Origin of the sequence: Pseudomonas sp. BF-R-30, assembly GCF_019956175.1 — a bacterium.
GTDB classification, from domain to species: domain Bacteria; phylum Pseudomonadota; class Gammaproteobacteria; order Pseudomonadales; family Pseudomonadaceae; genus Aquipseudomonas; species Aquipseudomonas jessenii.
In genome coordinates, this window is record NZ_JAHBDE010000066.1 from 234,890 (window position 1) to 258,464 (window position 23,575).

The 23,575-nt window shown below is 59.6% G+C and carries 21 protein-coding genes and 4 tRNA genes; 14 read left to right on the top strand and 11 right to left on the bottom strand.

What is annotated here, in order from left to right:
* Window positions 1–100 precede the first annotated feature (100 nt).
* From KGB20_RS25550 to KGB20_RS25560, 3 genes are all read left to right on the top strand, one after another.
* Window positions 101–1,390, top strand: a complete 1,290-nt coding sequence (locus KGB20_RS25550; RefSeq protein WP_007974949.1) for a M18 family aminopeptidase — start codon at window positions 101–103, stop codon at window positions 1,388–1,390.
* A gap of 36 nt (window positions 1,391–1,426) precedes the next feature.
* Entirely contained in the window at window positions 1,427–1,741 is a 315-nt protein-coding gene (locus KGB20_RS25555; protein WP_150814116.1) for a hypothetical protein, read from the top strand.
* Between the two features lie 126 nt (window positions 1,742–1,867).
* A complete protein-coding gene (locus KGB20_RS25560; RefSeq protein WP_263286761.1) occupies window positions 1,868–3,979 on the top strand; it encodes a mechanosensitive ion channel family protein in 2,112 nt (703 codons plus the stop codon).
* 123 nt (window positions 3,980–4,102) lie between these two features.
* On the opposite strand, the gene KGB20_RS25565 is transcribed toward KGB20_RS25560, so the two are convergent.
* A complete protein-coding gene (locus KGB20_RS25565; RefSeq protein ID WP_057715771.1) occupies window positions 4,103–4,816 on the bottom strand; it encodes a UTRA domain-containing protein in 714 nt (237 codons plus the stop codon).
* Between the two features lie 361 nt (window positions 4,817–5,177).
* Here KGB20_RS25565 and KGB20_RS25570 point away from each other — a divergent pair, with 361 nt between their 5' ends.
* The 6 genes from KGB20_RS25570 (at window position 5,178) to KGB20_RS25595 (ending at window position 10,505) form a co-directional block, all read left to right on the top strand.
* Complete coding sequence (locus tag KGB20_RS25570) at window positions 5,178–6,242, top strand: ABC transporter substrate-binding protein (protein WP_150814118.1); 1,065 nt, start codon at window positions 5,178–5,180, stop codon at window positions 6,240–6,242.
* Between the two features lie 153 nt (window positions 6,243–6,395).
* On the top strand, window positions 6,396–7,202 hold the full coding sequence (locus KGB20_RS25575; protein ID WP_150814119.1) for an alkaline phosphatase family protein: 807 nt from the start codon (window positions 6,396–6,398) through the stop codon (window positions 7,200–7,202).
* 5 nt (window positions 7,203–7,207) lie between these two features.
* Complete coding sequence (locus tag KGB20_RS25580) at window positions 7,208–8,044, top strand: ABC transporter permease (protein ID WP_174245537.1); 837 nt, start codon at window positions 7,208–7,210, stop codon at window positions 8,042–8,044.
* On the top strand, window positions 8,031–8,831 hold the full coding sequence (locus KGB20_RS25585) for an ABC transporter permease (protein WP_090453956.1): 801 nt from the start codon (window positions 8,031–8,033) through the stop codon (window positions 8,829–8,831). The genes KGB20_RS25580 and KGB20_RS25585 overlap by 14 nt, the downstream gene beginning before the upstream one ends.
* The gene (locus KGB20_RS25590; RefSeq protein ID WP_057715776.1) at window positions 8,828–9,817 is read left to right on the top strand and encodes an ABC transporter ATP-binding protein; all 990 of its coding nucleotides are present in this window, start codon (window positions 8,828–8,830) and stop codon (window positions 9,815–9,817) included. Before KGB20_RS25585 ends, KGB20_RS25590 begins: the two co-directional genes overlap by 4 nt.
* Before the next feature lie 34 nt (window positions 9,818–9,851).
* Complete coding sequence (locus KGB20_RS25595) at window positions 9,852–10,505, top strand: HAD family hydrolase (protein WP_223533197.1); 654 nt, start codon at window positions 9,852–9,854, stop codon at window positions 10,503–10,505.
* A gap of 116 nt (window positions 10,506–10,621) precedes the next feature.
* On the opposite strand, the gene KGB20_RS25600 is transcribed toward KGB20_RS25595, so the two are convergent.
* On the bottom strand, window positions 10,622–11,584 hold the full coding sequence (locus tag KGB20_RS25600) for a zinc-binding dehydrogenase (protein WP_223533199.1): 963 nt from the start codon (window positions 11,582–11,584) through the stop codon (window positions 10,622–10,624).
* Between the two features lie 138 nt (window positions 11,585–11,722).
* On the opposite strand from KGB20_RS25600, the gene KGB20_RS25605 reads away from it, so the two are divergent.
* Both KGB20_RS25605 and KGB20_RS25610 read left to right on the top strand, forming a co-directional pair.
* On the top strand, window positions 11,723–13,804 hold the full coding sequence (locus KGB20_RS25605; RefSeq protein ID WP_191629303.1) for a carboxy terminal-processing peptidase: 2,082 nt from the start codon (window positions 11,723–11,725) through the stop codon (window positions 13,802–13,804).
* Window positions 13,805–13,949: 145 nt separating this feature from the next.
* Window positions 13,950–15,740 (top strand): bifunctional diguanylate cyclase/phosphodiesterase, encoded by a 1,791-nt coding sequence (locus KGB20_RS25610; protein ID WP_150814124.1) that lies wholly within the window; start codon window positions 13,950–13,952, stop codon window positions 15,738–15,740.
* Window positions 15,741–15,764: 24 nt separating this feature from the next.
* Here KGB20_RS25610 and KGB20_RS25615 read toward each other — a convergent pair whose 3' ends face one another.
* From KGB20_RS25615 to KGB20_RS25635, 5 genes are all read right to left on the bottom strand, one after another.
* Entirely contained in the window at window positions 15,765–16,172 is a 408-nt protein-coding gene (locus tag KGB20_RS25615) for a sel1 repeat family protein (RefSeq protein ID WP_150814125.1), read from the bottom strand.
* Window positions 16,173–16,544, bottom strand: coding sequence for a hypothetical protein (locus tag KGB20_RS25620; RefSeq protein ID WP_007898892.1), 372 nt, complete (start codon window positions 16,542–16,544; stop codon window positions 16,173–16,175).
* Window positions 16,541–16,882 (bottom strand): helix-turn-helix transcriptional regulator, encoded by a 342-nt coding sequence (locus KGB20_RS25625; protein ID WP_007974980.1) that lies wholly within the window; start codon window positions 16,880–16,882, stop codon window positions 16,541–16,543. The genes KGB20_RS25620 and KGB20_RS25625 overlap by 4 nt, the downstream gene beginning before the upstream one ends.
* A gap of 114 nt (window positions 16,883–16,996) precedes the next feature.
* Window positions 16,997–17,452, bottom strand: a complete 456-nt coding sequence (locus KGB20_RS25630; protein WP_057715782.1) for a YkvA family protein — start codon at window positions 17,450–17,452, stop codon at window positions 16,997–16,999.
* Between the two features lie 292 nt (window positions 17,453–17,744).
* On the bottom strand, window positions 17,745–18,461 hold the full coding sequence (locus KGB20_RS25635) for an FKBP-type peptidyl-prolyl cis-trans isomerase (RefSeq protein ID WP_057715783.1): 717 nt from the start codon (window positions 18,459–18,461) through the stop codon (window positions 17,745–17,747).
* Window positions 18,462–18,731: 270 nt separating this feature from the next.
* On the opposite strand from KGB20_RS25635, the gene KGB20_RS25640 reads away from it, so the two are divergent.
* The gene (locus KGB20_RS25640) at window positions 18,732–20,534 is read left to right on the top strand and encodes a di-heme-cytochrome C peroxidase (protein WP_223533201.1); all 1,803 of its coding nucleotides are present in this window, start codon (window positions 18,732–18,734) and stop codon (window positions 20,532–20,534) included.
* A 28-nt stretch (window positions 20,535–20,562) separates the two neighbouring features.
* The gene (locus KGB20_RS25645; protein WP_159389541.1) at window positions 20,563–21,699 is read left to right on the top strand and encodes a catalase family protein; all 1,137 of its coding nucleotides are present in this window, start codon (window positions 20,563–20,565) and stop codon (window positions 21,697–21,699) included.
* A 190-nt stretch (window positions 21,700–21,889) separates the two neighbouring features.
* Here KGB20_RS25645 and KGB20_RS25650 read toward each other — a convergent pair.
* The 4 genes from KGB20_RS25650 to KGB20_RS25665 form a co-directional block, all read right to left on the bottom strand.
* Window positions 21,890–21,966, bottom strand: a tRNA-Asp gene (locus KGB20_RS25650).
* A gap of 15 nt (window positions 21,967–21,981) precedes the next feature.
* Window positions 21,982–22,057 (bottom strand) — tRNA-Val (locus KGB20_RS25655).
* A 198-nt stretch (window positions 22,058–22,255) separates the two neighbouring features.
* Window positions 22,256–22,332 (bottom strand) — tRNA-Asp (locus tag KGB20_RS25660).
* A 19-nt stretch (window positions 22,333–22,351) separates the two neighbouring features.
* Window positions 22,352–22,427 (bottom strand) — tRNA-Val (locus KGB20_RS25665).
* Between the two features lie 159 nt (window positions 22,428–22,586).
* Between KGB20_RS25665 and rdgC the strand changes: the two genes are divergently transcribed.
* Window positions 22,587–23,507: a recombination-associated protein RdgC gene (rdgC, locus tag KGB20_RS25670; RefSeq protein WP_223533203.1), complete on the top strand. Its 921-nt coding sequence runs from the start codon at window positions 22,587–22,589 to the stop codon at window positions 23,505–23,507.
* The last annotated feature ends 68 nt before the right edge of the window (window positions 23,508–23,575 follow it).

Consider the following 23,575-nt stretch of genomic DNA (forward strand, 5'->3'; position numbering starts at 1 on the left):
TCCTCCAGATTCAATTTCGATGGTCAGCCCCACAATCAGTGCGACGCCATTTACCAGGCCAATACGTTAAACTGGCGCCACTGCTGTCTGGAGCTACTTTATGCGCGAAGAGTTGAACCAAGGCCTGATCGATTTCCTCAAGGCCTCCCCTACCCCGTTCCATGCCACCGCCAGCCTTGTTCAGCGTCTGGAAGCGGCGGGCTACCAACGCCTCGACGAGCGCGAGCCGTGGAATACCGAAGCCAACGGTCGCTACTACGTCACCCGCAACGACTCTTCGATTGTCGCGATCAAGATGGGCCGCCATTCACCGCTGCACGGCGGCATTCGCCTGGTCGGCGCCCACACCGACAGCCCGTGCCTGCGCGTCAAGCCGCAACCGGAACTGCAACGCCAGGGCTTCTGGCAACTGGGCGTTGAAGTCTATGGCGGCGCGCTGCTGGCGCCGTGGTTCGACCGCGACCTGTCCCTGGCGGGCCGCGTAACCTTCCGTCGTGATGGCAAGGTCGAGAGCCAGTTGATCGACTTCAAGGCACCGGTCGCGATCATTCCGAACCTGGCGATTCACCTCAACCGCGAAGCCAACATGGGTTGGGCAATCAACGCCCAGACCGAACTGCCGCCGATCCTCGCGCAATTTGCCGGTGACGAGCGCGTGGACTTCCGCGCGGTGCTCACCGACCAGCTCGCCCGCGAACACGGCCTGAATGCCGACGTGGTGCTCGATTACGAGTTGAGTTTCTACGACACCCAAAGCGCTGCGGTCATTGGCCTGCATGGCGACTTCATCGCCGGCGCGCGCCTGGACAACCTGCTGTCGTGCTACGCCGGCCTGCAAGCGCTGTTGACGGCCGACACCGACGAAACCTGCGTGCTGGTCTGCAACGACCACGAAGAAGTCGGTTCCTGCTCGGCCTGCGGTGCCGACGGCCCGATGCTTGAGCAGACCTTGCGTCGCTTGCTGCCTGAAGGTGATGAATTCGTACGCACCATTCAGAAATCCCTGCTGGTTTCGGCTGACAACGCCCACGGCGTGCATCCGAACTACGCCGACAAGCACGATGCCAACCACGGTCCGAAACTCAACGCCGGCCCGGTGATCAAGGTCAACAGCAACCAGCGCTACGCCACCAACAGCGAAACCGCCGGGTTCTTCCGTCACCTGTGCATGGCTGAAGAAGTGCCGGTGCAAAGCTTCGTAGTGCGCAGCGACATGGGCTGTGGTTCGACCATCGGCCCGATCACCGCCAGCCACCTGGGCGTGCGCACCGTGGATATCGGCTTGCCGACGTTCGCCATGCACTCGATCCGCGAACTGTGCGGCAGCCATGACCTGGCGCATCTGGTCAAGGTGCTGAGCGCGTTCTACGCCTGCCGCGAGTTGCCGTAAACCCCGCAATACCCTGTAGGAGCGAGCCTGCTCGCGATGGACGTGAACGATTACGCGTGTTTTCTGGATAAACGCGGCGCCCTGAAGTTCATCGCGAGCAAGCTCGCTCCTACAGACAACACGGTGCAAAAAAGCCGCCTAGACTTCCAGTATCCCTTCGACAAGGCCGTCTCCATGATTTCGATGTCTACCTTTCACGCCATGCTGATTCCGATTCTTGCCGGGATGCTCCTGCTGGCCGTCGGCTTCAACTTTCGCGATAAGAATGCCGGTGTGTTTGCCATGTGGATCGGCATGCTGACCATTCTCGCGACTGTTGTTCTCAAGATCCTCGCCAAACTCAACGAATAATTCCTCGCCCTTGGCTCGCATTGATTTTGACGGGCTCGTACACTCGGTCGATCCGCTCCCTGCGAGGTTGACCGCCTAGTGTTCGCTCGTCTTTTTTCCCTCCCGTGTATTGTCCTTGTCTGCCTGATGACGCTGCTGTCAGTGGCGCCTGCCCAGGCGGCCGGCCTGCCGGGCCTGCTCAACAACCAGGCCAAGGCGCAGCCCGAAGCACAGGAACCGCTGGGGCAATCTCTGGACGAAGTGATCAAGTCACTGGAGAACGACCAGCAACGCTCCAAGCTGCTGGCCGACCTGAAAAAGCTCCGCGACACCACCAAACAGGCCCAGCCGATTACCGAAGAAGGCGTACTGGGTCTGATTGGCGGAACCCTGGCCAATTTCGAGAAGAAATTTTCCGGCGTCGACAGTCCGCTCACGCTCTGGTCCAGTGAATTCGATCAGGCCAGGGAAGAACTGGTGGCGCTGGCGCTGCCGGCCAATGAATGGCTGCCCATGCTGTTCGCCTTTGCCATGATCCTGATGGTCTGGAGCCTGCTGGCCGCCGCCCTGATCTGGATCAGCCACCGCGTGCGGATGCGTTTCGGCCTGACCGAAGAACTGCCGCAGCATCCCAGGGCCCTGGACATGTTGCGTTTTGCGCTGCGCAAACTCGGGCCATGGCTGATCGCCCTGGTGATCACGGTCTACATGAGCTACGCCCTGCCCTCGTCCCTGGGCAAAAGCCTGGCGATGGTGCTGGCCTATGCACTGGTGGTCGGCACCTGCTTCTCGGCCATCTGCGTGATTGCCTTTTCCCTGCTCGACGGCCCACACCGCCACCGCGCCTTGTACATCCTGCGGCACCAGGCGTTTCGGCCGCTATGGCTGATCGGCAGCTTCGCCGCGTTTGGCGAAGCGCTGAGCGATCCGCAACTGGTCAACAGCCTCGGCAGCCATCTGGCCCATACCGCCGCGACTGCCGCCAACGTCTTGGCCGCGCTCTCCACGGGGCGCTTCATCCTGCGTTTCCGCCGGCCGATCGCCCACCTGATCCGCAACCAGCCGCTGTCCCGGCGCCTGACCCGCCGCGCCCTCAACGACACCCTGTCGATTCTCGGCACCTTCTGGTACGTGCCGGCGCTGGTGCTGGTGGCCATTTCCCTGTTCGCGACGTTCATTTCCGCCGGCGACACCAGCACCGCCTTGCGCCAGTCGCTGATCTGTACCGTTTTGCTGGTGTTGTGCATGGTCATCAACGGCCTGGTACGCCGTCACGCCCTCAAACCGCAGCGCGGCATCCGGCGCTACGCGGTGTATTCGGAACGGCTGAAAAACTTCTTCTACACCATCGTCCACCTGTTGGTGTGGCTGGCCTTTATCGAACTCGGCCTGCGGGTCTGGGGCATGTCGTTAATCCGCTTTACCGAAGGAGACGGCCATGAAGTCAGCGTCAAACTGTTCAGCCTCGCCGGCACGCTGCTGTTTGCCTGGCTGATCTGGATTCTCAGCGATACCGCCGTGCATCACGCACTCACCCGCTCGCGCAAAGGCCTGGCCAATGCCCGCGCACAGACGATGATGCCGCTGATCCGCAATGTGTTGTTCATAGCGATTTTCATCATCGCGCTGATCGTTGCCCTGGCGAACATGGGCATGAACGTCACGCCCCTGCTGGCCGGTGCCGGTGTGATCGGTCTGGCCATCGGTTTTGGTGCGCAGTCGCTGGTAGCCGACCTGATTACCGGGTTGTTCATCATCATCGAAGACTCCCTGGCCATTGACGACTACGTGGATGTCGGAGGCCACCTCGGCACGGTCGAAGGCCTGACCATCCGTACCGTGCGCCTGCGGGACATCGACGGCATCGTCCACACCATTCCGTTCAGCGAAATCAAAAGCATCAAGAACTACTCCCGGGAATTCGGCTACGCGATCTTCCGGGTAGCGGTGCCGGCCAACATGGACATCGACAACGCAATCAAACTGATGCGCGAAGTCGGCCAGAAAATGCGCACCGACCCGCTGCAGCGGCGCAATATCTGGTCGCCGCTGGAGTTCCAGGGGGTGGAAAGTTTCGAGTCGGGCAACGCGATCCTTCGCGCCCGGTTCAAGACGGCGCCGATCAAGCAGTGGGAGGTTTCGCGGGCGTTCAACCTGTCACTCAAGCGGCACATGGATGAAGCCGGACTGGATCTGGCGACACCGCGGATGAGTATTCAGGTGATTACCGCAGGTGGTGCACCAGAACAGTCCGTGTAGGAGCGAGCTTGCTCCGGGCGGCGTTCCGACGATGAAACTCAAGAACGCCGCGTTTAGCCAGTAAACACGCGTAATCGTTAACGACCATCGCGAGCAAGCTCGCTCCTACAGGAAGGTCGGACGTTAGACCACATCCACCCCGACATGAATCGCATCATGCCGCCAAAACTCCAGGTCGCAGTCGATCAAGCGTTCATGCTGGTCATAGTTGACCCGGGCAATCTGCAAGCCCGGGCTACCCACCGACACCTTCAACGCCGCTGCCGCATCCACCGACAACGCCGTAGGTACAATCTCGAAGCGCACCCGCCCGTAGTGCAAGTCGTAATGCCGCGCATACAACTCGGTGATCGACTGATTCAGATCGAACTCAAGAATCCCCGGGAAATACTGTGGGTTCAGATAGTGCTCCACATACAACACCAGTCGCCCGTCAATCCGCCGTGAACGACAGATCTGAATCACGCTCGACAGCGCCGGCAATTGCAGCCAGGCACACACCGCCGCCGACGCCGGCTGCAATCGCGCTGAAATCACCTCGGTCGACGGCACCCGCCCCTGGGCGCTGACCATCGCGTGAAAGTGGCTACGCTGCATGAGGTTGTAGGCCAGGCGTGGCGGCGAGACGAACCAGCCGCGACGCTCCTCGCGATAAATCTGCCCCTGGGACTCCAACTGCAACAACGCTTCACGCAAAGTGATCCGTGTGGTGCCAAACAATTCGCTGAGCTTGCGTTCGGCCGGCAATTTGCTGCCGGGGGTCAACAGTCCATGGTCGATCTGCTCCTGAAGCACCTGGCCGATGGCTGTTACCGCTTTTGTTGCCTCTTCACGCATCAACGTTTCCTTTCTGGACTAGACCAGCACCATTTCAGGGCAGAACCGCAGTGTAAACCGGCTCATTCAATAGTCTGCAAGCGTAGGCAGCGCAGATGAACCAGATGTGACAAAGCCGCCCAACGGTCGCCATTCCCTGCCTTCAACAACTTGCAATTCATCGGCCAAGTCCCTTGTCTTCCGGGGCCTTGACCATGGTCTACGCTTAGCAGGCCAGTCGCGATACCGATGAACAAAAAGTCATTCCGGGCGACGAACGACATCAAAGTGTCATCCAGCCTCCTTAAATTGGCTCAGGTATTGCTGACCTAGACCAACAAACCGTAATCGCAGCGTTGAACACGACCCAAGGAGCTTCGGAATGAAAAAGCTTTTCCTGGCATCACTGTTAGGCTCGACCATCGCAATGTGCACCGCCGCCATGGCGGCCGATGATCTGAAAACCCTGGAAGCCGCTGCGAAAGCGGAAGGCGCCGTCAACAGCGTTGGCATGCCCAATGACTGGGCCAACTGGGCCGGCACCTGGAAAGACCTGAGCGACAAGTACGGCCTCAAGCACATAGACACCGACATGAGCTCGGCCCAGGAGATCGCCAAGTTCGCCGCGGAAAAAGACAACGCCAGCGCCGACATCGGCGACGTCGGTGCGGCGTTCGGACCGATCGCGGTCAAGCAAGGCGTGGTCCAGCCTTACAAGCCTTCGACCTGGGATCAGATTCCGGCCTGGGCCAAGGACAAAGACGGCAACTGGGCACTGGCCTACACCGGCACCATCGCTTTCATCGTCAACAAGAAGTTGCTGCATGGCTCCGAGGCGCCAACCAAGTGGGCTGACCTCAAGGACGGCAAATACAAGGTCTCCATCGGCGACGTGAGCACCGCGGCCCAGGCAGCCAACGGCGTATTGGCCGCGGCACTGGCCAACGGTGGCGACGAGAAAAACCTCAAGCCTGCCCTGGATCTGTTCGCCGACATCGCCAAGCAAGGTCGCCTGTCGATGTCCAACCCGACGATTGCCACCATGGAAAAAGGCGAAATCGAAGTCGGCGTGGTCTGGGACTTCAACGGCCTGAGCTACAAGGCCAAGATGGCCAACCCGGATGACTACGTGGTGCTGATCCCGTCCGACGGCTCGGTGATCTCCGGCTACACCACCATCATCAACAAGTACGCGAAAAACCCGAATGCAGCCAAGCTGACCCGCGAATACATCTTCAGTGACGCCGGCCAGATCAACCTGGCCAAGGGCAACGCCCGTCCGATCCGTGCCGAACACCTGACCCTGCCAGCCGAGGTGCAGGCCAAGCTGCTGCCTAACGAGCAGTACAAGAAGGTCACGCCGATCAAGGACGCGGACGCCTGGGAGAAGACTTCCAAGGCCCTGCCTCAGAAGTGGAATGAAGAAGTCATCGTTGAAATGAAATGATGCGGTAGATCCCTGTGGGAGCGAGCTTGCTCGCGATAGCGACCTGACATTCAGCATTGATGTTGAATGGAAGTCCCTCATCGCGAGCAAGCTCGCTCCCACAAGGGATTGGTTGCGTACTTGAATCATCTGTTTTGCGGAGTTTTTGCCCCTATGAAGCACAACGTCATCCTTGTCGTGCTCGACGGCCTCAACTACGAGGTTGCCCGCCACGCCATGGGGCACCTGCAGGCCTACGTCAGCGCAGGACGCGCGGCACTCTACAAACTGCAGTGCGAGTTGCCGGCCCTGTCCCGCCCCCTGTACGAATGCATCCTGACCGGCGTCGCGCCGATCGACAGCGGCATCGTCCACAACAACGTCTCGCGCCTGTCCAACCAGCGCAGCATCTATCACTACGCCACTGACGCAGGTCTTGTCACCGCGGCGGCGGCCTATCACTGGGTCAGCGAGCTGTACAACCGTTCGCCCTTCGTCGCAGCCCGGGATCGTCACACCGATGACCCGCAACTGCCGATCCAGCATGGGCATTTTTACTGGAACGATCACTACCCGGATTCGCACCTGTTCGCCGACGCCGAAAACCTGCGCCTGCGCCATGCACCGAATTTTCTGCTGATCCACCCAATGAACATCGACGACGCCGGGCACAAGCACGGCCTCGACACCCCGCAGTACCGCAACAGTGCCCGCTCGGCCGACATCATCCTGGCCGACTACCTGCAAGGCTGGCTCGATGCCGGTTACCAAGTGCTGGTCACCGCCGACCACGGCATGAACAACGACCGCTCCCACAACGGGCTGCTTGCCGAAGAACGCGAAGTACCGCTGTTCGTCCTCGGCGACGCTTTCAGTTTCGATTCGGGCGCTGCGCCCGAACAGACTGACATTTGCGGCACCGTCTGCGAACTGCTGGGCGTGCCTCACGACAAGCCGGTGTGCCGGGAGCTTCTGAAGTGAATTCCATGACTCGCGGCAAATGGCTCGCGGCCTTGTGCCTGGTGCCATTTGCACTGTTTTTCATCGTGTTCGAAATCGCACCGCTGACCTGGGTGATGATCAACAGCCTGCAATCGGAAGAGTTCGGCTGGGGCCTGGCCAACTTCAGCAAGATCTTCAGCTCGAAGTTTTACCTGCAGGCCATCCAGTACAGTCTCGAGATCAGCTTCTGGTCCAGCGTGTTCGGGATCGTCATCGCGGTACTCGGCGCCTATTCCCTGCGCCGGGTGGACTCGAAACTGCGCAATTTCGTCAACGCCTTCGCCAACATGACCAGTAACTTCGCCGGAGTGCCCCTGGCCTTCGCGTTCATCATTCTGCTCGGCTTCAACGGCAGCTTCACCATCATGCTCAAGCAGGCCGGAATAATTCAGGACTTCAACCTGTACTCGAAAACCGGGCTGATCATTCTCTACACCTACTTCCAGATTCCCCTCGGCGTGCTGCTGCTGTATCCGGCCTTCGATGCACTGCGCGAAGACTGGCGTGAGTCCGCTGCGCTGCTCGGCGCCGACGGTTGGCAGTACTGGCGGCACATCGGCTTGCCTGTTTTGACGCCGGCACTGCTGGGCACCTTCGTGATCCTGCTGGCAAACGCCCTCGGTGCCTACGCCACGGTGTACGCCCTGACCACCGGTAACTTCAACGTGCTGCCGATCCGCATCGCGGCGATGGTGTCCGGTGACATTTCCCTGGACCCGAACCTGGCCAGCGCCCTGGCCGTGGTGCTTGTGGCCTTGATGACCCTGGTGACCATCGTGCATCAGTTGCTGTTGAAGAGGAGCTACCATGTCTCGCGCTGAACTGGGGCCCGCCGGTGTCTACCACCGCGTCGTGGTGTATCTGCTGTTTGCCATCCTGCTGTTGCCGCTGCTCGGCACGCTGATCTATTCGATCTCCAGCAGTTGGTCGGCGACCATTCTGCCCAGTGGCTTCACCCTCAAGTGGTACATCCAGCTGTGGAGCGATCCGCGCTTCCTGAATGCGTTCGGGCAGTCGCTGCTGGTCTGCGTCGGTTCGCTGATTCTTTCGGTAGTGCTGATTCTGCCGTTGCTGTTCGTGGTGCATTACCACTTCCCGAAACTCGACGCGCTGATGAACATCCTGATCCTGCTGCCCTTCGCCGTGCCGCCGGTGGTGTCGTCGGTGGGGCTGTTGCAGCTTTATGGTTCCGGACCATTCGCCATGGTCGGCACGCCGTGGATCCTGATCGGTTGCTACTTCACCGTGGCGCTGCCGTTCATGTACCGGGCGATCACCAACAACCTGCAAGCGATCAACCTGCGCGACCTGATGGATGCCGCCCAGTTGCTCGGCGCCAGCACCTTTCAAGCCGCCTTCCTGGTGGTGCTGCCGAACTTGCGCAAGGGCCTGATGGTGGCGTTGCTGCTGTCGTTCTCGTTCCTGTTCGGTGAGTTCGTGTTCGCCAACATCCTTGTCGGTACCCGCTACGAAACCCTGCAGGTCTACCTCAACAACATGCGCAACAGCAGCGGTCATTTCACCAGTGCGCTGGTGATTTCCTACTTCTTCTTTGTGCTGGTTCTGACCTGGATTGCCAATATCTTGAACAGGGACAAAAGCGAATGAGCTATGTCAGCGTCCAACATCTTCAGAAAAGCTTCGCCGGCACCACGGTGTTCAGCGACATCAATTGCGAAATCCAGAAAGGTGAATTCGTCACCCTGCTCGGTCCGTCCGGTTGCGGCAAATCCACCCTGCTGCGCTGCATCGCCGGCCTGACTTCGGTGGATGGCGGCAAAATCCTGCTCGATGGTGCCGATATCGTGCCGGTGAGCCCGCAGAAACGCGGGATCGGCATGGTGTTCCAAAGCTATGCGCTGTTCCCCAACATGACCGTGGAGCAAAACGTCGCCTTCGGCCTGCGCATGCAAAAGGTCAATGCCGATGACAGCCGCAAACGAGTCGCAGAAGTGCTCAAACTGGTGGAGCTCAATGACTTTGCCGCGCGTTACCCGCACCAACTGTCGGGCGGTCAGTGCCAGCGCGTGGCCCTCGCCCGCTCCCTGGTGACCCGGCCACGCCTGTTGTTGCTGGATGAACCGTTGTCGGCCCTGGACGCGCGGATTCGCAAACACCTGCGCGAACAGATCCGTCAGATCCAGCGCGAACTGGGCTTGACCACGATTTTCGTCACACACGATCAGGAAGAAGCCCTGACCATGTCTGACCGGATTTTCCTGATGAATCAGGGAAAGATCGTACAAAGTGGTGACGCCGAAACCCTCTACACTGCGCCAGTCGATGTGTTCGCCGCCGGGTTCATCGGCAACTACAACCTGCTGGACGCCGACAGCGCCTCGAAGCTGTTGCAGCGACCGATCAACAAGCGCATTGCCATTCGCCCGGAAGCCATCGAACTGAGCCTTGACGGTGAACTGGACGCGCAAGTGCGCAGCCACAGCCTGCTGGGCAACGTGATTCGCTACCGGGTCGAAGCCCGGGGCGTAGAATTGGTGGTGGATGTGCTGAACCGCTCGGCGGCCGACCTGCATCCCGATGGTCAGCGCCTGGCGCTTTCCATCGATCCGACGGCCCTGTGTGAGGTAGCCTGATGCCTTTGCTGACGCTGAAGAGAGAACTGCACTGATGGCCCTGGCAATTTTTGATCTGGACGAAACCCTGATCCACGGCGACTGCGCCTCACTGTGGAGCGAGCAAATGGTCCGCCTCGGCTGGGTCGATGGCGAGTCGTTCCTGCGTCGCGACAAGGAATTGATGGATGCCTACGGCAGGGGCCATCTGGCCATGGAGGACTACATGGCCTTCAGCCTGGAACCGTTGATTGGTCGTACGCCTGAAGAAGTCGCGCACCTGGTTGGTCCGTGGGTAGAGGACTTCATCGAGCCGATCATTTTCAGCGATGCCACCAAAGCCATCGCCGCGCACCGCAAGGCCGGCGACCGGATCCTGGTGATCTCGGCCTCGGGCACCCACCTGGTCGGTCCCATCGCCGAGCGCCTGGGCATCGACGAGATTCTGGGCATCGAACTGGAAGTGGCCCATGGCGTCTACACCGGCCACACCGTTGGCACCCTGACCTACCGCGAAGGCAAGATCACACGCTTGCTGGAGTGGCTGGATGCAGAGGAGGAAAACCTCGAAGGCGCGAGCTTCTATTCCGACTCCCGCAATGACCTGCCGCTGTTGCTGAAGGTGGATTTCCCCCACGTGGTCAACCCGGATCCGGTGTTGCTCGAGCAGGCCGAAAAAGCCGGCTGGCCGATCCATATCTGGAAATAACCCGGATCCCCTGTGGGAGCGAGCTTGCTCGCGATAGCAGTGTGTCAGTCAACGTTAATGCCGACAGACAGACCGCCATCGCGAGCAAGCTCGCTCCCACAGTTTTTTTTGTGTTATCAGCCCAGGCTTTCGTCAATCACCAGCACCACTTTCCCCGCCACGGTATTACTCGCCAACTCGGCAAACGCCGCCTCGGCATCCTTGATCGGGAATGTCCCGGCCAGTTGCGGGCTCAAGCGCCCCTCGGCAAACAACGGCCACACATGCTGGCCCAAATCACTGAACAGATCGGCCTTGAACTGATCGTCGCGACTGCGCAAAGTCGAACCCAGCAACTGCACACGCTTTGCCAGCACTTGGGCCAGATCCAGCTTGGCCTCGCGGCCGCCCATCAGACCGATCAACACCCAGCGGCCATCCTGCGTCAGCAGCTTGAGGTTCAAGGCCGCGTAATTGCCGCCCACCGGATCTAGAATCACATCGAACGGCCCCAGATCCCGCAGGCTCTCCAGATCGCCATTACGCACCACGCCGCCCTGGGCGCCCAGCGCTTCGCAATACGCCAATCGCTCTGCGGAGCCGACACTGACCCAACACGGATTGCCGAACGCCTTGCACAGCTGAATGGCAGCTGAACCGATTCCACTTGCCCCGGCATGCAGAAGAACTTTCTGACCCGGTTTGAGCGCAGCCAGTTGAAACAAATTCAGCCAGACTGTTGCATAAACTTCGGGCAATGCAGCCGCTTCGAACAGTGACATTCCATCGGGAACCGGCAGCACATGCCGCCCGTCGACAACCACCTCTTCGGCCATCCCGCCCCCGGCCAGCAAGGCGCAAACCCGATCGCCAACCTGCCAGGAGGACCCGGCGCCCACCTCGCTGATGACCCCCGAGCACTCTAGACCGAGCACTTGACTGGCCCCTGGCGGGGGCGGGTAAAGGCCGGCCTTCTGCAACAAATCGGCACGATTGAGGCCCGCTGCCGCCACTCGTATACGAACTTGTCCTACATCGCATGCAGGACTCGGCTCATCAACCCATACCACTTGACCGTCAACGCCTTGCAATGCTTTCACAGTGCCTCCATAGTGAGTCTGGACTGAGCCCGAAGCTATAGCGTCGGGTTTTTTGCATTATGCGACCGGCTCCCAAAGAACCGGCGACTTCAAAGACGGCCTAATATGCGTTATCAATTGTCCCCGCGTCGAATCAGCATGAAGCATCTGTTCCCCAGCACTGCCCTCGCTTTATTCATCGGTATCGGCTTGCTGCCGATGTCGAGCAATACATTCGCAGCCAATAGCTGGGACAAGCTTCAACCCGATCGTGACGAAGTGATCGCCAGTCTGAACGTCGTGGAGTTGCTCAAGCGCCACCACTACAGCAAGCCGCCGCTCGATGACGCACGCTCGGTAATCATCTACGACAGCTACCTCAAGCTGCTGGATCCGTCGCGCAGCTACTTCATGGCCAGCGACATTGCCGAATTCGACAAGTGGAAGACGCAGTTCGACGATTTCCTCAAGAGCGGCGACCTGAACGCCGGGTTCACCATCTACAAGCGCTACCTGGACCGCGTCAAGGCGCGTCTGGACTTCGCTATTGCCGAGCTGAACAAAGGCGTCGACAAGATCGACTTCACCACCAGGGAAACCTTGCTGATCGACCGCAAGGACGCCCCTTGGCTCAAATCCACCGCAGAACTCGACGACCTGTGGCGCAAACGCGTCAAGGACGAAGTCCTGCGTCAGAAGATCGCCGGCAAGGATTCCAAGCAGATCCAGGAAACCCTGACCAAGCGCTACAAGAACCAGCTGGCGCGCCTGGACCAGACCCGCGCGGAAGACATCTTCCAGGCGTACATCAACACCTTCGCCATGTCCTACGACCCGCACACCAACTATCTGTCGCCGGATAACGCGGAGAACTTCGACATCAACATGAGCCTGTCCCTCGAGGGCATCGGTGCCGTGTTGCAAAGCGATAACGACCAGGTGAAAGTCGTGCGCCTGGTGCCGGCAGGTCCGGCGGACAAGACCAAGCAGGTTGCACCGGCCGACAAGATCATCGGCGTTGCCCAGGGCAACAAGGAAATGGTCGACGTCGTGGGCTGGCGCCTGGACGAAGTGGTCAAGCTGATCCGTGGTCCGAAGGGCACCGTGGTGCGCCTGGAAGTTATCCCGGCCAGCAATGCACCGAACGACCAGACCACCAAGATCGTGCCGATCACCCGTGAAGCGGTGAAACTCGAAGATCAGGCCGTGAAGAAGTCGGTCTTGAATCTGAAGCAGGACGGCAAGGACTACAAGCTCGGCGTCATCGAGATCCCGGCGTTCTATCTGGACTTCAAGGCCTTCCGTGCCGGCGATCCGGATTACAAGAGCACCACCCGCGACGTCAAGAAACTGCTGACCGAATTGCAGAAAGAGAAAGTCGACGGCGTGGTCATCGACCTGCGCAACAACGGCGGCGGTTCCTTGCAAGAGGCCACCGAGCTGACCAGCCTGTTCATCGACAAAGGCCCGACCGTGCTCGTGCGTAACGCCGATGGCCGGGTCGATGTCCTGGAGGATGAAAATCCGGGCGCGTTCTACAAAGGCCCGATGGCGTTGCTCGTCAACCGCCTGTCCGCCTCGGCTTCGGAGATTTTTGCCGGTGCCATGCAGGACTACCACCGCGCGCTGATCATCGGCGGCCAGACCTTCGGCAAAGGCACCGTGCAGACCATTCAGCCGCTCAACCATGGCGAACTGAAACTGACCCTGGCCAAGTTCTACCGGGTTTCCGGGCAGAGCACCCAGCATCAGGGCGTCTTGCCGGACATCGATTACCCGTCGATCATCGATACCAAGGAAATCGGTGAAAGCGCCCTGCCGGAAGCCATGCCGTGGGACACCATCAAGGCGGCGATCAAGCCTGCGCTCGACCCGTTCAAGCCGTACATTTCGCAACTCCAGTCCGAGCATGACGTGCGTACGGCCAAAGATGCGGAGTTCGTGTTCATCCGCGACAAGCTGGCCCTGGCGCAGAAACTGATGGCCGAGAAAACCGTCAGCCTCAACGAAGTCGAGCGTCGTGCCCAGCACGCCGACATCGAAGCCAAACAGCTGGCCATGGAAAACATCCGTCGCAAGGCCAAGGGCGAAGAGCCGCTCAAGGAGCTGAAGAAAGAAGACGAGGACGCCATCGCGGCCGAGGATGACAAGACCAAACCGGAAGACGACGCCTACCTCAGCGAAACAGGGCGGATTCTGCTGGACTACCTGAAACTCAACACGGCAGTGGCCAAGCACTGAGTTTGTACAAACAACTGATGGCAATTTAATGCTGACGCCCCGGTAGCGTCATCAAACAGTCATCATTCTGTCGTGAAATAAAGGACCGGGCGTGCTCTTTTTACCAAGGGCACGCCCGGTCCTTTTTTTATTGCCAGAGATCGCCATGACCACAACCGAACAGCTGAGTGCCTTGAGCTCGATCCTGAGTCAAAGCGGTTTACACAGCCTGTTCCAACCGATCATCAGCCTCTCTGAACGACGCATCCTCGGTTACGAAGCCCTCAGTCGTGGCCCCTCCAACAGCCCTCTGCACTCCCCTGTCGCCCTGTTCGCCGTCGCCCGTCAGGCCGGACGCCTGAGCGAACTGGAAATTGCCTGCCGCAAAAGCGCTTGCCGACGCTTCAATGAGCAACAACTGCCTGGCCTGCTGTTCCTTAACGTGTCCCCGGAGTCCCTGCTCGAAGCGGCCCATCAACCGGGGCGCACCCTGCAATTGCTGCAGGATTTCGGCATTGCGCCAAGCCAGGTGGTCATCGAGCTCACGGAACAGACGCCGACGGATGATTTCCAGCTGCTGCAAACCGCCCTGCATCACTATCGGGCGATGGGGTTTTCGATTGCGCTGGATGATCTGGGCGCGGGCTATTCGAGTTTGCGCTTGTGGTCCGAGCTACGGCCGGATTACGTGAAAATCGACCGGCATTTCATTGATGGCATTCATCAGGATGCGCTCAAGCGCGAGTTCGTCGGCTCGATCCTGCAAATCGCCAAGGCCTCGCGGGCGCAAGTCATCGCCGAAGGTATCGAGCTCCCCGAAGAACTCACGGTGCTGACCGAAATGGGCGTGGACCTGGTGCAGGGCTATCTGCTCTGCCGCCCCCAGGAACACCCGCCACGGGATGCCCGGACATTGATGCCCCGACAGGACAGCACCGCCGTTGCACTGAGCGAAGACGGCAGCGACCTCAGCGCCCTGCTCAACGAGCTGCCCGCAGTGAACCGCGACACGCCGACCGCCACGGTGCTCGAAGCCTTTCGCCGCCAGGCCAACCTGAACTCGCTGGCAGTCCTGGATGAACAGGGTCAACCCTGCGGCATTGTCCATCGTCATTCGCTCTCCGACGCCCTGCTCAAGCCCTTTGCCACCGACCTGTTCGCCCGCAAGCCCATCAGCCGCCTGATGAACGATGACTTCCTCGCCGTCGAGCTGAGCCAGTCGCTGCAACAAGTCAGCCGCCTGATCACCAGCCGTGCCCGCCAGCGCATCGAAGAAGACTTCATCATTACCCTCAACGGCGGTTACCTGGGGTTGGGCCGGGTGATCGACGTGCTCAAGCTGATCACGGAACTGAAGATCCAGCAGGCCCGCTACGCCAACCCGTTGACCTTGCTTCCGGGCAACGTGCCGATTCAGCAATGCCTGACGCGACTGCTGCAACAGCGAAGGGAATCGGTGATCTGCTACGTGGACATTGATAGCTTCAAACCTTTCAACGACATCTACGGCTATGGTCGCGGCGACGAAGTCCTGCTGTGCCTGGCGCAATGCCTGAACGATCGCGTCGACCCGTCCCGCGACTTCGTCGGCCACATCGGCGGCGATGATTTCCTGCTGGTGCTAGGCCCGGAAGACTGGCGCAAACGTTTGAACCAGTTGCTCGACGACTTCCAGAGCCAGTGCCGGCGCTTCTACCGCAGCGAGCACCTGGAAGCCGGCTGCTTCATCGCACCCAATCGCCAGGGGCAGCGCCAGGAGTTTGCGTTGTTGTCGCTGTCGATCGGCGTGGTGCATTTGCATCCACAGGCCTGTGGACAACTCGATGCGAGCCAGTTGGCCGATATGGCATCACAGGCCAAGCACCATGCGAAGAATGTGCAGGGCTATAGCGTGCATGTGATTGATAGCCGGGTGGTTTCGACTGTTGAAGAGCTGCTCGTTTCCGGGCATCGATAAGGGCGCTTTCCGGTTTCACTCGGATCAACGAGGCGCCGAGGAAGACTTCAGCTCTTCGAGCTTGATCGGCGCCAATGGATGCCCGGCCTTCGCCGCCATCTCCCAGAATCGCGCCGCTTCGACCGGATCGGGAGACTTGCTCGCCGTCCCGGCCAGTGTGATCACGCCCACCTGATACGCCGCCTTGCCATCGCCCGCCAACGCCGCCAGGCGCAACAAACGCACGCCCTCCTCACGAGCACCGAGGCCGACACCTCGAAACGCCAGGATGTGCCCATAGAAGCTCTGGGCGCCGACATTGCCCAGGTTGGCCATGCGTGCGAACTGGCCTTCGAGCCAGCGCCAGCCACGTGGCTGACGGACAAACCATGACCAGTGAAACAATCGGCGCGCGAGCCAGTAACCGGCCCGCGCCTTGAGTTGTAAAAACACTCAGGCCTCGGCCGATTCCGGGTATTCGTACTCGAACACCCGCACCACTTCCGAAGCATGCCAGGACGCGGCGGCAACGCCGTCAGACGGCCCGGAAAAACGCCCGAGACGCTCGACACATTCAAAGAATCCAGTGCGCGGCAAGCGGCTGGCGCCCTGACTGATCACCAGTGAACTGCGCAATGGCTGCTCCGCCCTGGCGTCCAAGGCCGCCAGATGCTCAAGGGCCGCCGTCAGGGTCTGCATGGCCGGGGTCGGCAGCTGCAAACGCTCCAGCAATGCCCGATACGTCAACAGATGGCGCTGGCGACGCGCCTGATCCAGTTCGCCGAGCAATCCGTCCCAATGTTGACGACTGATGCGTACGCTCACGATTCATCCCTCCACCCTGGCACCGTCAATTCCCAGGCCAGGCTACGGCGAATCGCGGCGTCGGGCAGACGCTCGCCACTTTCGATCATGGCCAGGTAAGACGGGCTGATGCCTACCGTGCGGGCCAACGCCTCGATGGCGATGCCCTTCCCCTCGCGCAAACTGCGTAGTTGATCCAGACCCGGAAGTATCGCGTCTGGTGTCGCCGCCTGAGGCTTCGTGGCTTGAGGCGACGCTTGCTCTTTGATGCCCGCTGCTTTCAATAACGCCTGATACTGAGCCCATGGCAGAACCGCATACTCGGGCTCGCCTTCGCGTGTAATTATCTGAATATCCATCACTACCCCGTAGGACAACAACACTTAGCGAGTCGGCACTTTTCCCTAGAAGTGTAATCCTAACAGCGGCCAAGGTCGCGGGGGGCATCAATCTATGAACTCATCAAAATCGAATCAGTGTTTTTTCGGGCCTTGAAGTTGAAGTTGCTCGGGGGTATCAGGCAGACGCTCAACCACCGCGAGCTTCTCCGGCACCTGCCGTTTGCGCCAGGCGCGGAAGGCATTGAGCTCGTCGTCGAGCACTTTCATCAGCCATGCCAGTACCGCGATGTCATCGAGCATGCCAAACACTGGAATGAAATCCAGGATCGCATCCACCGGACTGAGGAAATACATCAGGCCCGCGACAACCGATACCAGCGCCTTGGGGCTGATGGCGCGATACTCACCACGCCAATAGGCCAGGCAGAGTGCCTGCAACAGCTTCAAGTCGTCCTTGATCTTGCCCAATCGATTACCCTGGCTTGCGCCTTTACTGGCGACCGCGAACAACAGGGTTGGCAATCGACCGCGTGCCAGCAGACGTCCGGCCAGTGGCAGGAAACGAGCGAAACTCCAGGGCGTTTTCATCATTCCTCCCGTTGAAATGTTATCCACACAAATTGTGGATAACCTTGTGAACAGAGCTGCTTTTCATCGCTGTAAGCCCCGTTTTACAAGGCCCGCGTTCAGATCGGGCGTTTTTTACTCATCAAAAAAAACCCATAATTTCATTGACTTGGCGGCCTTGTGCGTCTACCGCCAACACTACTATGCCTAAGACTCCAGCCTAGAGCGTCTGTTCGTTTTGTTTACCCGTGCCGAACGCCAGATGCAACAACGCCCCGCATGAGCGAGGCGTTGTTATCGAAGCAGGCGCTGGTTACTTGGCAGCGGCGTCTTCTTTTCCCGGATCCTTGATGGCCAGCAGTTCCAGGTCGAATACCAGGACCGAGTTGGCTGGAATCGCCGGGCTTGGGCTTTGAGCGCCGTAAGCCAGGTCAGCAGGGATGTACAGCTTGTACTTCTCGCCAACGTGCATCAGTTGCAGGCCTTCGACCCAACCCGGGATCACACCGCTGACCGGCAGATCAATCGGGCTGCCGCGCTCGACGGAGCTGTCGAATACGGTGCCATTGGTCAGCTTGCCGGTGTAGTGAACGGTCACTACGTCAGTCGGCTTTGGCTGAGGACCATCGGCTTTCTGCACGACTTCGTACTGCAAGCCCGAAGCGGTGGTGGTCACGCCAGCTTTCTTGGCGTTGTCTTCGAGGAATTTCTTGCCGGCAGCCGCCGACTCTTCGCTCATCTTGGCCATGCGCTCTTCGGCACGCTTTTGCAGTGCGGCGAACGCCTCGACCAGTTCTTCGTCTTTGAGCTTCTGCTCTTTCTTGCCGACGGCGTCTTCGATGCCCTGGGCTACAGCCTTGGAATCCAGGTCATCCATGCCTTCCTGAGCCAGGCTCTTGCCCATGTTCAGGCCAATGCCGTAGGAAGCTTTTTGCGCCGGAGTTTTCAGCTCTACGCTGGTCTGCGAATCACAACCCGCGAGTACCAGGCCAACCAGGGCTACCGCCGCCGCCAACCGATGCTGTTTCATGCTATTTCCTTGTTCATGCGCCTAAAGGGCAATCGAGTAAAGCCGCGAGCTTATCAGGCCGCCACGACCAATGGCTACCGGCATGAGAGCCGGAAACAATTGATAAGTTCAGGTGTTTAAACGCATTTCACAATTCGTGTCGATGAAGCTTCTTTCATCTTGCTCCGACGCAGGCTGATTCCTGAACCTACAATATCTGGCGTAATGGCCTCTTGCCCCACCCTGAGTGCTCGGGCATAACGGCATGATCATTCGACAAGGAAGTTTATTTTGCGCCTCTTCTTTCGTTTGCTGATTCTCATCGCACTACTGCTCGGGCTGGTCATCGCCGTGGTTCTCTATTACGTCGCCAACCCGAAATTACCGGCCTGGTCGCCCGCACAACAGGTGCATTACCTGGAGCAATGGAGCGCCGCCGATCGAGATACTTATTACTTCACGCCCCAGGGCACTCAGGTCAAAGGCTTGCGCTATGACTGGTTCACTGCCCTCGAACTGCCCTTCTCGCAACAACGCTTCGCCACCCCCGAATACCTCGCCCGCTTCGGTTTCCTGGTGGACCCCGGCCAGGCACCAACACCGAACAACCCCGGCAACCTCCCGGCGGGCTTTACCCGGCACCAGAACGCGGGGAGCCCGGATGTGTTTCTGGATATCACCTGCGCGGCCTGCCACACCGGTGAACTGCGCTACAAGGGTCAAGCCCTGCGTATCGACGGCGGCTCGGCGCAGCATGTGCTGCCGTCCAGTGTTCCTACGCTCAAAGGCGGCAGTTTCGGACAGGCCCTGGTGGCCAGCCTCGCCTCCACTTACTACAACCCGTGGAAATTCGAGCGCTTCGCACGCAACGTGCTTGGCCAGGACTACGAGACGCGCCACCAACAGTTGCGCAAAGATTTCAAATCTTCACTGGATACATTCCTCAAAGTGGCCTGGAACGACACCCATCGCGGGCTCTATCCGACCGAGGAAGGCCCGGGGCGCACAGACGCCTTCGGGCGCATCGCCAACGCCAGCTTCGGTGATGCGATTTCCCCCGACAACTACCGCGTGGCCAATGCCCCGGTCGATTATCCACAGCTGTGGGACATGTGGACGTTCGAATGGGTGCAGTGGAACGGCTCGGCGAAACAACCCATGGCCCGCAACATCGGCGAGGCGTTGGGCGTCGGCGCCACGCTGAACTTCTTCGACAAGAACGGCCAGCCACTGATGGGCGATGCCCGCTATCCGTCCAGTGTCCGCGTGCGCGATCTGCACCTGATCGAAGAAACCCTGCAACGACTCTCGCCTCCGGCCTGGCCGGAAGATCTGTTGGGCACGGTCGACAAGCCTCTGGCAGCCCAGGGGCGAACCTTGTTCGCAGAAAACTGCGCGGGTTGCCATGTACCGCGCACCAGCCAGGGCGACGGACGATACGTCCAGCACCTGAAAATGCTCCCAGTGGATTACATCGGCACTGACCCCGGCGCGGCCAACAACATCGCCGACCACCGCTTCGACCTGACAGCGCTGCAATGGAAGCAGGCCGAACTGGAAAAACTCGATGTCGAGCCAAAACCCGACGAGCCTCTGGACCTGAGCAAGATGTCCGTGGCCAAGGGACTGGCCTATGTCACCGCCTATGTCCAGGACCGTGCGTATCAAGACGCCAATGTCACCCCTGTCGAGCGCCCTGAAATGGACGGTTTCGGTCTGCCAATCGGAGTGCGCGAATTGCGTTCGTACAAGGCCAGGCCATTGGCGGGTGTATGGGCGACACCGCCGTTTCTGCACAACGGTTCGGTACCGAGTATTTATCAACTGCTGTCGCCTCAGGATGAGCGTGCGACCACGTTCTATAAAGGCACTTTCGAATACGACCCGGGACACCTGGGTTACCGCACCGAAGCCTTTGCCAATGGCTTCCTGTTCGACACGCGTATCACCGGCAACCACAACAGTGGCCATGAATTCCGTGCCGGCAAACTTGGCAATGGCGTGATCGGCCGCGGGTTGCAGCCGCAAGAACGCTGGGCATTGCTGGAGTATCTGAAAGTGCTGGGCGGCCCGCTGGAGGCGCAATTGCCATGACCACTGCCTCAGTCAGGAGAACGTTCCCATGCTGATAACGCTCTGGCTGCGCCTGGGCGCCTTCCTCGCCAGGCTGTTGCTGTGGTCACTGGTCCTCGGCGTGCTGGGCTGGGCCCTGGCCAGCGCCTGGTTTGCCTGGCAGCATCGCGGGCCGGTCTCGGCGCAGGAGTTGATTGCGGACGACGAAGCGGCGATGACCCAGGACATCATCCAGACCGCCGTGCGCATCGTCGATCAGCACCGTGAAAGCACCCGCTACCTGCGCGACGCCCATGCCAAGGCCCATGGCTGTGTGAAGGCCGAGGTTCAGGTGCTGCCGGAACTGCCAGGTGAACTGCGCCAGGGTGTGTTCAGCGAGCCGGGCAAAACCTGGCAAGCGACAATGCGCCTGTCCAACGGCAATGCCTACCCGCAGTTCGACAGCATCCGCGACGCCCGGGGCATGGCGATCAAACTGTTCGATGTGCCGGGCAAGCAACTGTTGAGCGACCGGCAGGGCCGAGGCGAACAGGACTTTGTGATGTTCAACCACCCGAACTTCTTTGTCAGTAATGTCGCCGAGTACCGTCAGAACGTCGCCGCCCAGGCCAACGGTAAAAAGATGATGGCCTTCTTCCCCGGCCGGGACCCACGCACCTGGCAGGTTCGCCACCTGTTCATTGCCCTGGCGACACTGGCCCCTGCCCCGTCGAGCCCGACCCAGACGACGTACTTTTCGGTTTCACCCTACAAATTCGGTGAAGCCAATGCGAAGTTCCGGGTCATGCCCGATCCCGATAGCTGCCCGGCCTACAACCTGCCGGAACAGAATCGCAAGCTGCCGAACTTTCTGCGCAATGCGCTGAGCCAACAGCTGTCGACCGACCGGGTGCCTGCGTGTTTCGCCTTGCAAATCCAGCGACAGGACGCCAACAGGTACATGCCGATTGAAGACACCAGCATTGAGTGGCGCGAGAGCGATGCGCCTTTCGAGACGGTGGCGCGGATCAAGGTTCCGGCGCAGGACTTCGATACACCGGCGCTGAACCTGCAATGTGACAACCAGTCGTTCAATCCCTGGTTCGGCGTCGAGGCGCACCGACCGATTGGCGGGATCAATCGCCTGCGCAAGGCCGTGTATGAAGCCGTCAGCGACTACCGGCACAGCCGTAACGCCGAACTGTAGGAGCGAGCTTGCTCGCGAAAAACCCATGGGCGCCGCAGGCTATCTGAATCTACGCGTTATCGTTAACGACCATCGCGAGCCAGCTCGCTCCTACGGGGAGCGAGGAAAGCCAAATCCCGGACAGCAAAAAGCCCGCACAAGGCGGGCTTTCTGTGGTGACCTGGAGTTCAGTGTTCCAGGTTACCGAATATGGCGCAGCGGACGGGACTCGAACCCGCGACCCCCGGCGTGACAGGCCGGTATTCTAACCGACTGAACTACCGCTGCGCGTAGCGTTGAAAGTGGTGGGTGATGACGGGATCGAACCGCCGACATTCTGCTTGTAAGGCAGACGCTCTCCCAGCTGAGCTAATCACCCTTTACCTTCGTTGCGGGGCACATTATGCCACAGGTTTTTATAAAGTGTTGATTTATTTGAAGTTTTTTCAAAAAAATCTAAAAACCGGTGAAACGATGCAACCTGCAGGAACAACATACAAACTTGGAACAGAAAAAAACCCGCGTTAGCGGGTTTTTCCGTGGTGACCTGGCGTTCAGTGTTCCAGGTTACCGAATATGGCGCAGCGGACGGGACTCGAACCCGCGACCCCCGGCGTGACAGGCCGGTATTCTAACCGACTGAACTACCGCTGCGCGTAACACTGAAAACGAATGGTGGGTGATGACGGGATCGAACCGCCGACATTCTGCTTGTAAGGCAGACGCTCTCCCAGCTGAGCTAATCACCCTTCGCTTCGGTGTGGCGCGCATTCTACGGAGCGACCCAACCTCTGGCAAGCACTTTTTAAAATAATTTTCTCAGCCCTTCCAAAGGCTTAGAGAAAGGTTGGCCTATGGCACGGCGAAGACAATAATGCCCCCCTTTGTATAAAGGAGAGACTCACCCCATGTGGTTCAAAAACCTGCTTATCTATCGCCTGACCCAAGATCTGCCTGTTGATGCCGAGGCGTTGGAAACTGCACTGGCCACCAAACTGGCGCGCCCATGTGCAAGCCAGGAGTTGACCACCTACGGTTTCGTCGCGCCATTCGGCAAAGGCGAAGATGCACCACTGGTACACGTCAGCGCTGACTTCCTGCTGGTGTCCGCACGCAAGGAAGAACGTATTTTGCCGGGCAGCGTCGTGCGTGACGCCGTCAAGGAAAAGGTCGAAGAGATCGAAGCCGAGCAAATGCGCAAGGTCTATAAGAAGGAGCGCGATCAGATCAAGGATGAAATCATCCAGGCCTTCCTGCCCCGCGCCTTTATCCGCCGCTCGTCGACCTTCGCCGCCATCGCGCCGAAACAGGGCCTGATCCTGGTCAACTCGGCCAGCCCGAAACGCGCCGAAGACTTGCTGTCGACCCTGCGTGAAGTGATCGGCACCCTGCCGGTGCGTCCGCTGACCGTGAAGATGTCCCCGACCGCGACCATGACCGAGTGGGTCACCACCCAGAAAGCCGCGGACGACTTCTTTGTGCTGGACGAGTGCGAACTGCGCGACACCCACGAAGACGGCGGCATCGTGCGTTGCAAGCGCCAGGACCTGACCAGCGAAGAAATCCAGCTGCACCTGAGCACCGGCAAAGTGGTCACTCAACTGTCCCTGGCCTGGCAGGACAAACTGTCCTTCGTCCTCGACGACAAAATGGTGGTCAAGCGCCTGAAGTTCGAAGACCTGCTGCAAGACCAGGCGGAACAGGACGGCGGCGACGAAGCCCTGGGCCAACTGGACGCCAGCTTCACCCTGATGATGCTGACCTTCGGCGATTTCCTGCCGGCGTTGGTTGAAGCGCTGGGTGGCGAAGAGACTCCGCAGGGGATCTAAAAGCTTGTGATCTCAAACTGTGGGAGCGGGCTTGCTCGCGAAAGCGGGGTGTCAGTCAGTATCTATGT

Coding starts and splice junctions, on each gene's coding strand:
- KGB20_RS25550 (WP_007974949.1), top strand. CDS start 101: ATGCGCGAAGAGTTGAACCAAGGCCTGATCGATTTCCTCAAGGCCTCC.
- KGB20_RS25555 (WP_150814116.1), top strand. CDS start 1,427: ATGGACGTGAACGATTACGCGTGTTTTCTGGATAAACGCGGCGCCCTG.
- KGB20_RS25560 (WP_263286761.1), top strand. CDS start 1,868: ATGACGCTGCTGTCAGTGGCGCCTGCCCAGGCGGCCGGCCTGCCGGGC.
- KGB20_RS25565 (WP_057715771.1), bottom strand. CDS start 4,816: ATGCGTGAAGAGGCAACAAAAGCGGTAACAGCCATCGGCCAGGTGCTT.
- KGB20_RS25570 (WP_150814118.1), top strand. CDS start 5,178: ATGAAAAAGCTTTTCCTGGCATCACTGTTAGGCTCGACCATCGCAATG.
- KGB20_RS25575 (WP_150814119.1), top strand. CDS start 6,396: ATGAAGCACAACGTCATCCTTGTCGTGCTCGACGGCCTCAACTACGAG.
- KGB20_RS25580 (WP_174245537.1), top strand. CDS start 7,208: ATGACTCGCGGCAAATGGCTCGCGGCCTTGTGCCTGGTGCCATTTGCA.
- KGB20_RS25585 (WP_090453956.1), top strand. CDS start 8,031: ATGTCTCGCGCTGAACTGGGGCCCGCCGGTGTCTACCACCGCGTCGTG.
- KGB20_RS25590 (WP_057715776.1), top strand. CDS start 8,828: ATGAGCTATGTCAGCGTCCAACATCTTCAGAAAAGCTTCGCCGGCACC.
- KGB20_RS25595 (WP_223533197.1), top strand. CDS start 9,852: ATGGCCCTGGCAATTTTTGATCTGGACGAAACCCTGATCCACGGCGAC.
- KGB20_RS25605 (WP_191629303.1), top strand. CDS start 11,723: ATGAAGCATCTGTTCCCCAGCACTGCCCTCGCTTTATTCATCGGTATC.
- KGB20_RS25610 (WP_150814124.1), top strand. CDS start 13,950: ATGACCACAACCGAACAGCTGAGTGCCTTGAGCTCGATCCTGAGTCAA.
- KGB20_RS25625 (WP_007974980.1), bottom strand. CDS start 16,882: ATGGATATTCAGATAATTACACGCGAAGGCGAGCCCGAGTATGCGGTT.
- KGB20_RS25630 (WP_057715782.1), bottom strand. CDS start 17,452: ATGAAAACGCCCTGGAGTTTCGCTCGTTTCCTGCCACTGGCCGGACGT.
- KGB20_RS25635 (WP_057715783.1), bottom strand. CDS start 18,461: ATGAAACAGCATCGGTTGGCGGCGGCGGTAGCCCTGGTTGGCCTGGTA.
- KGB20_RS25645 (WP_159389541.1), top strand. CDS start 20,563: ATGCTGATAACGCTCTGGCTGCGCCTGGGCGCCTTCCTCGCCAGGCTG.
- rdgC (WP_223533203.1), top strand. CDS start 22,587: ATGTGGTTCAAAAACCTGCTTATCTATCGCCTGACCCAAGATCTGCCT.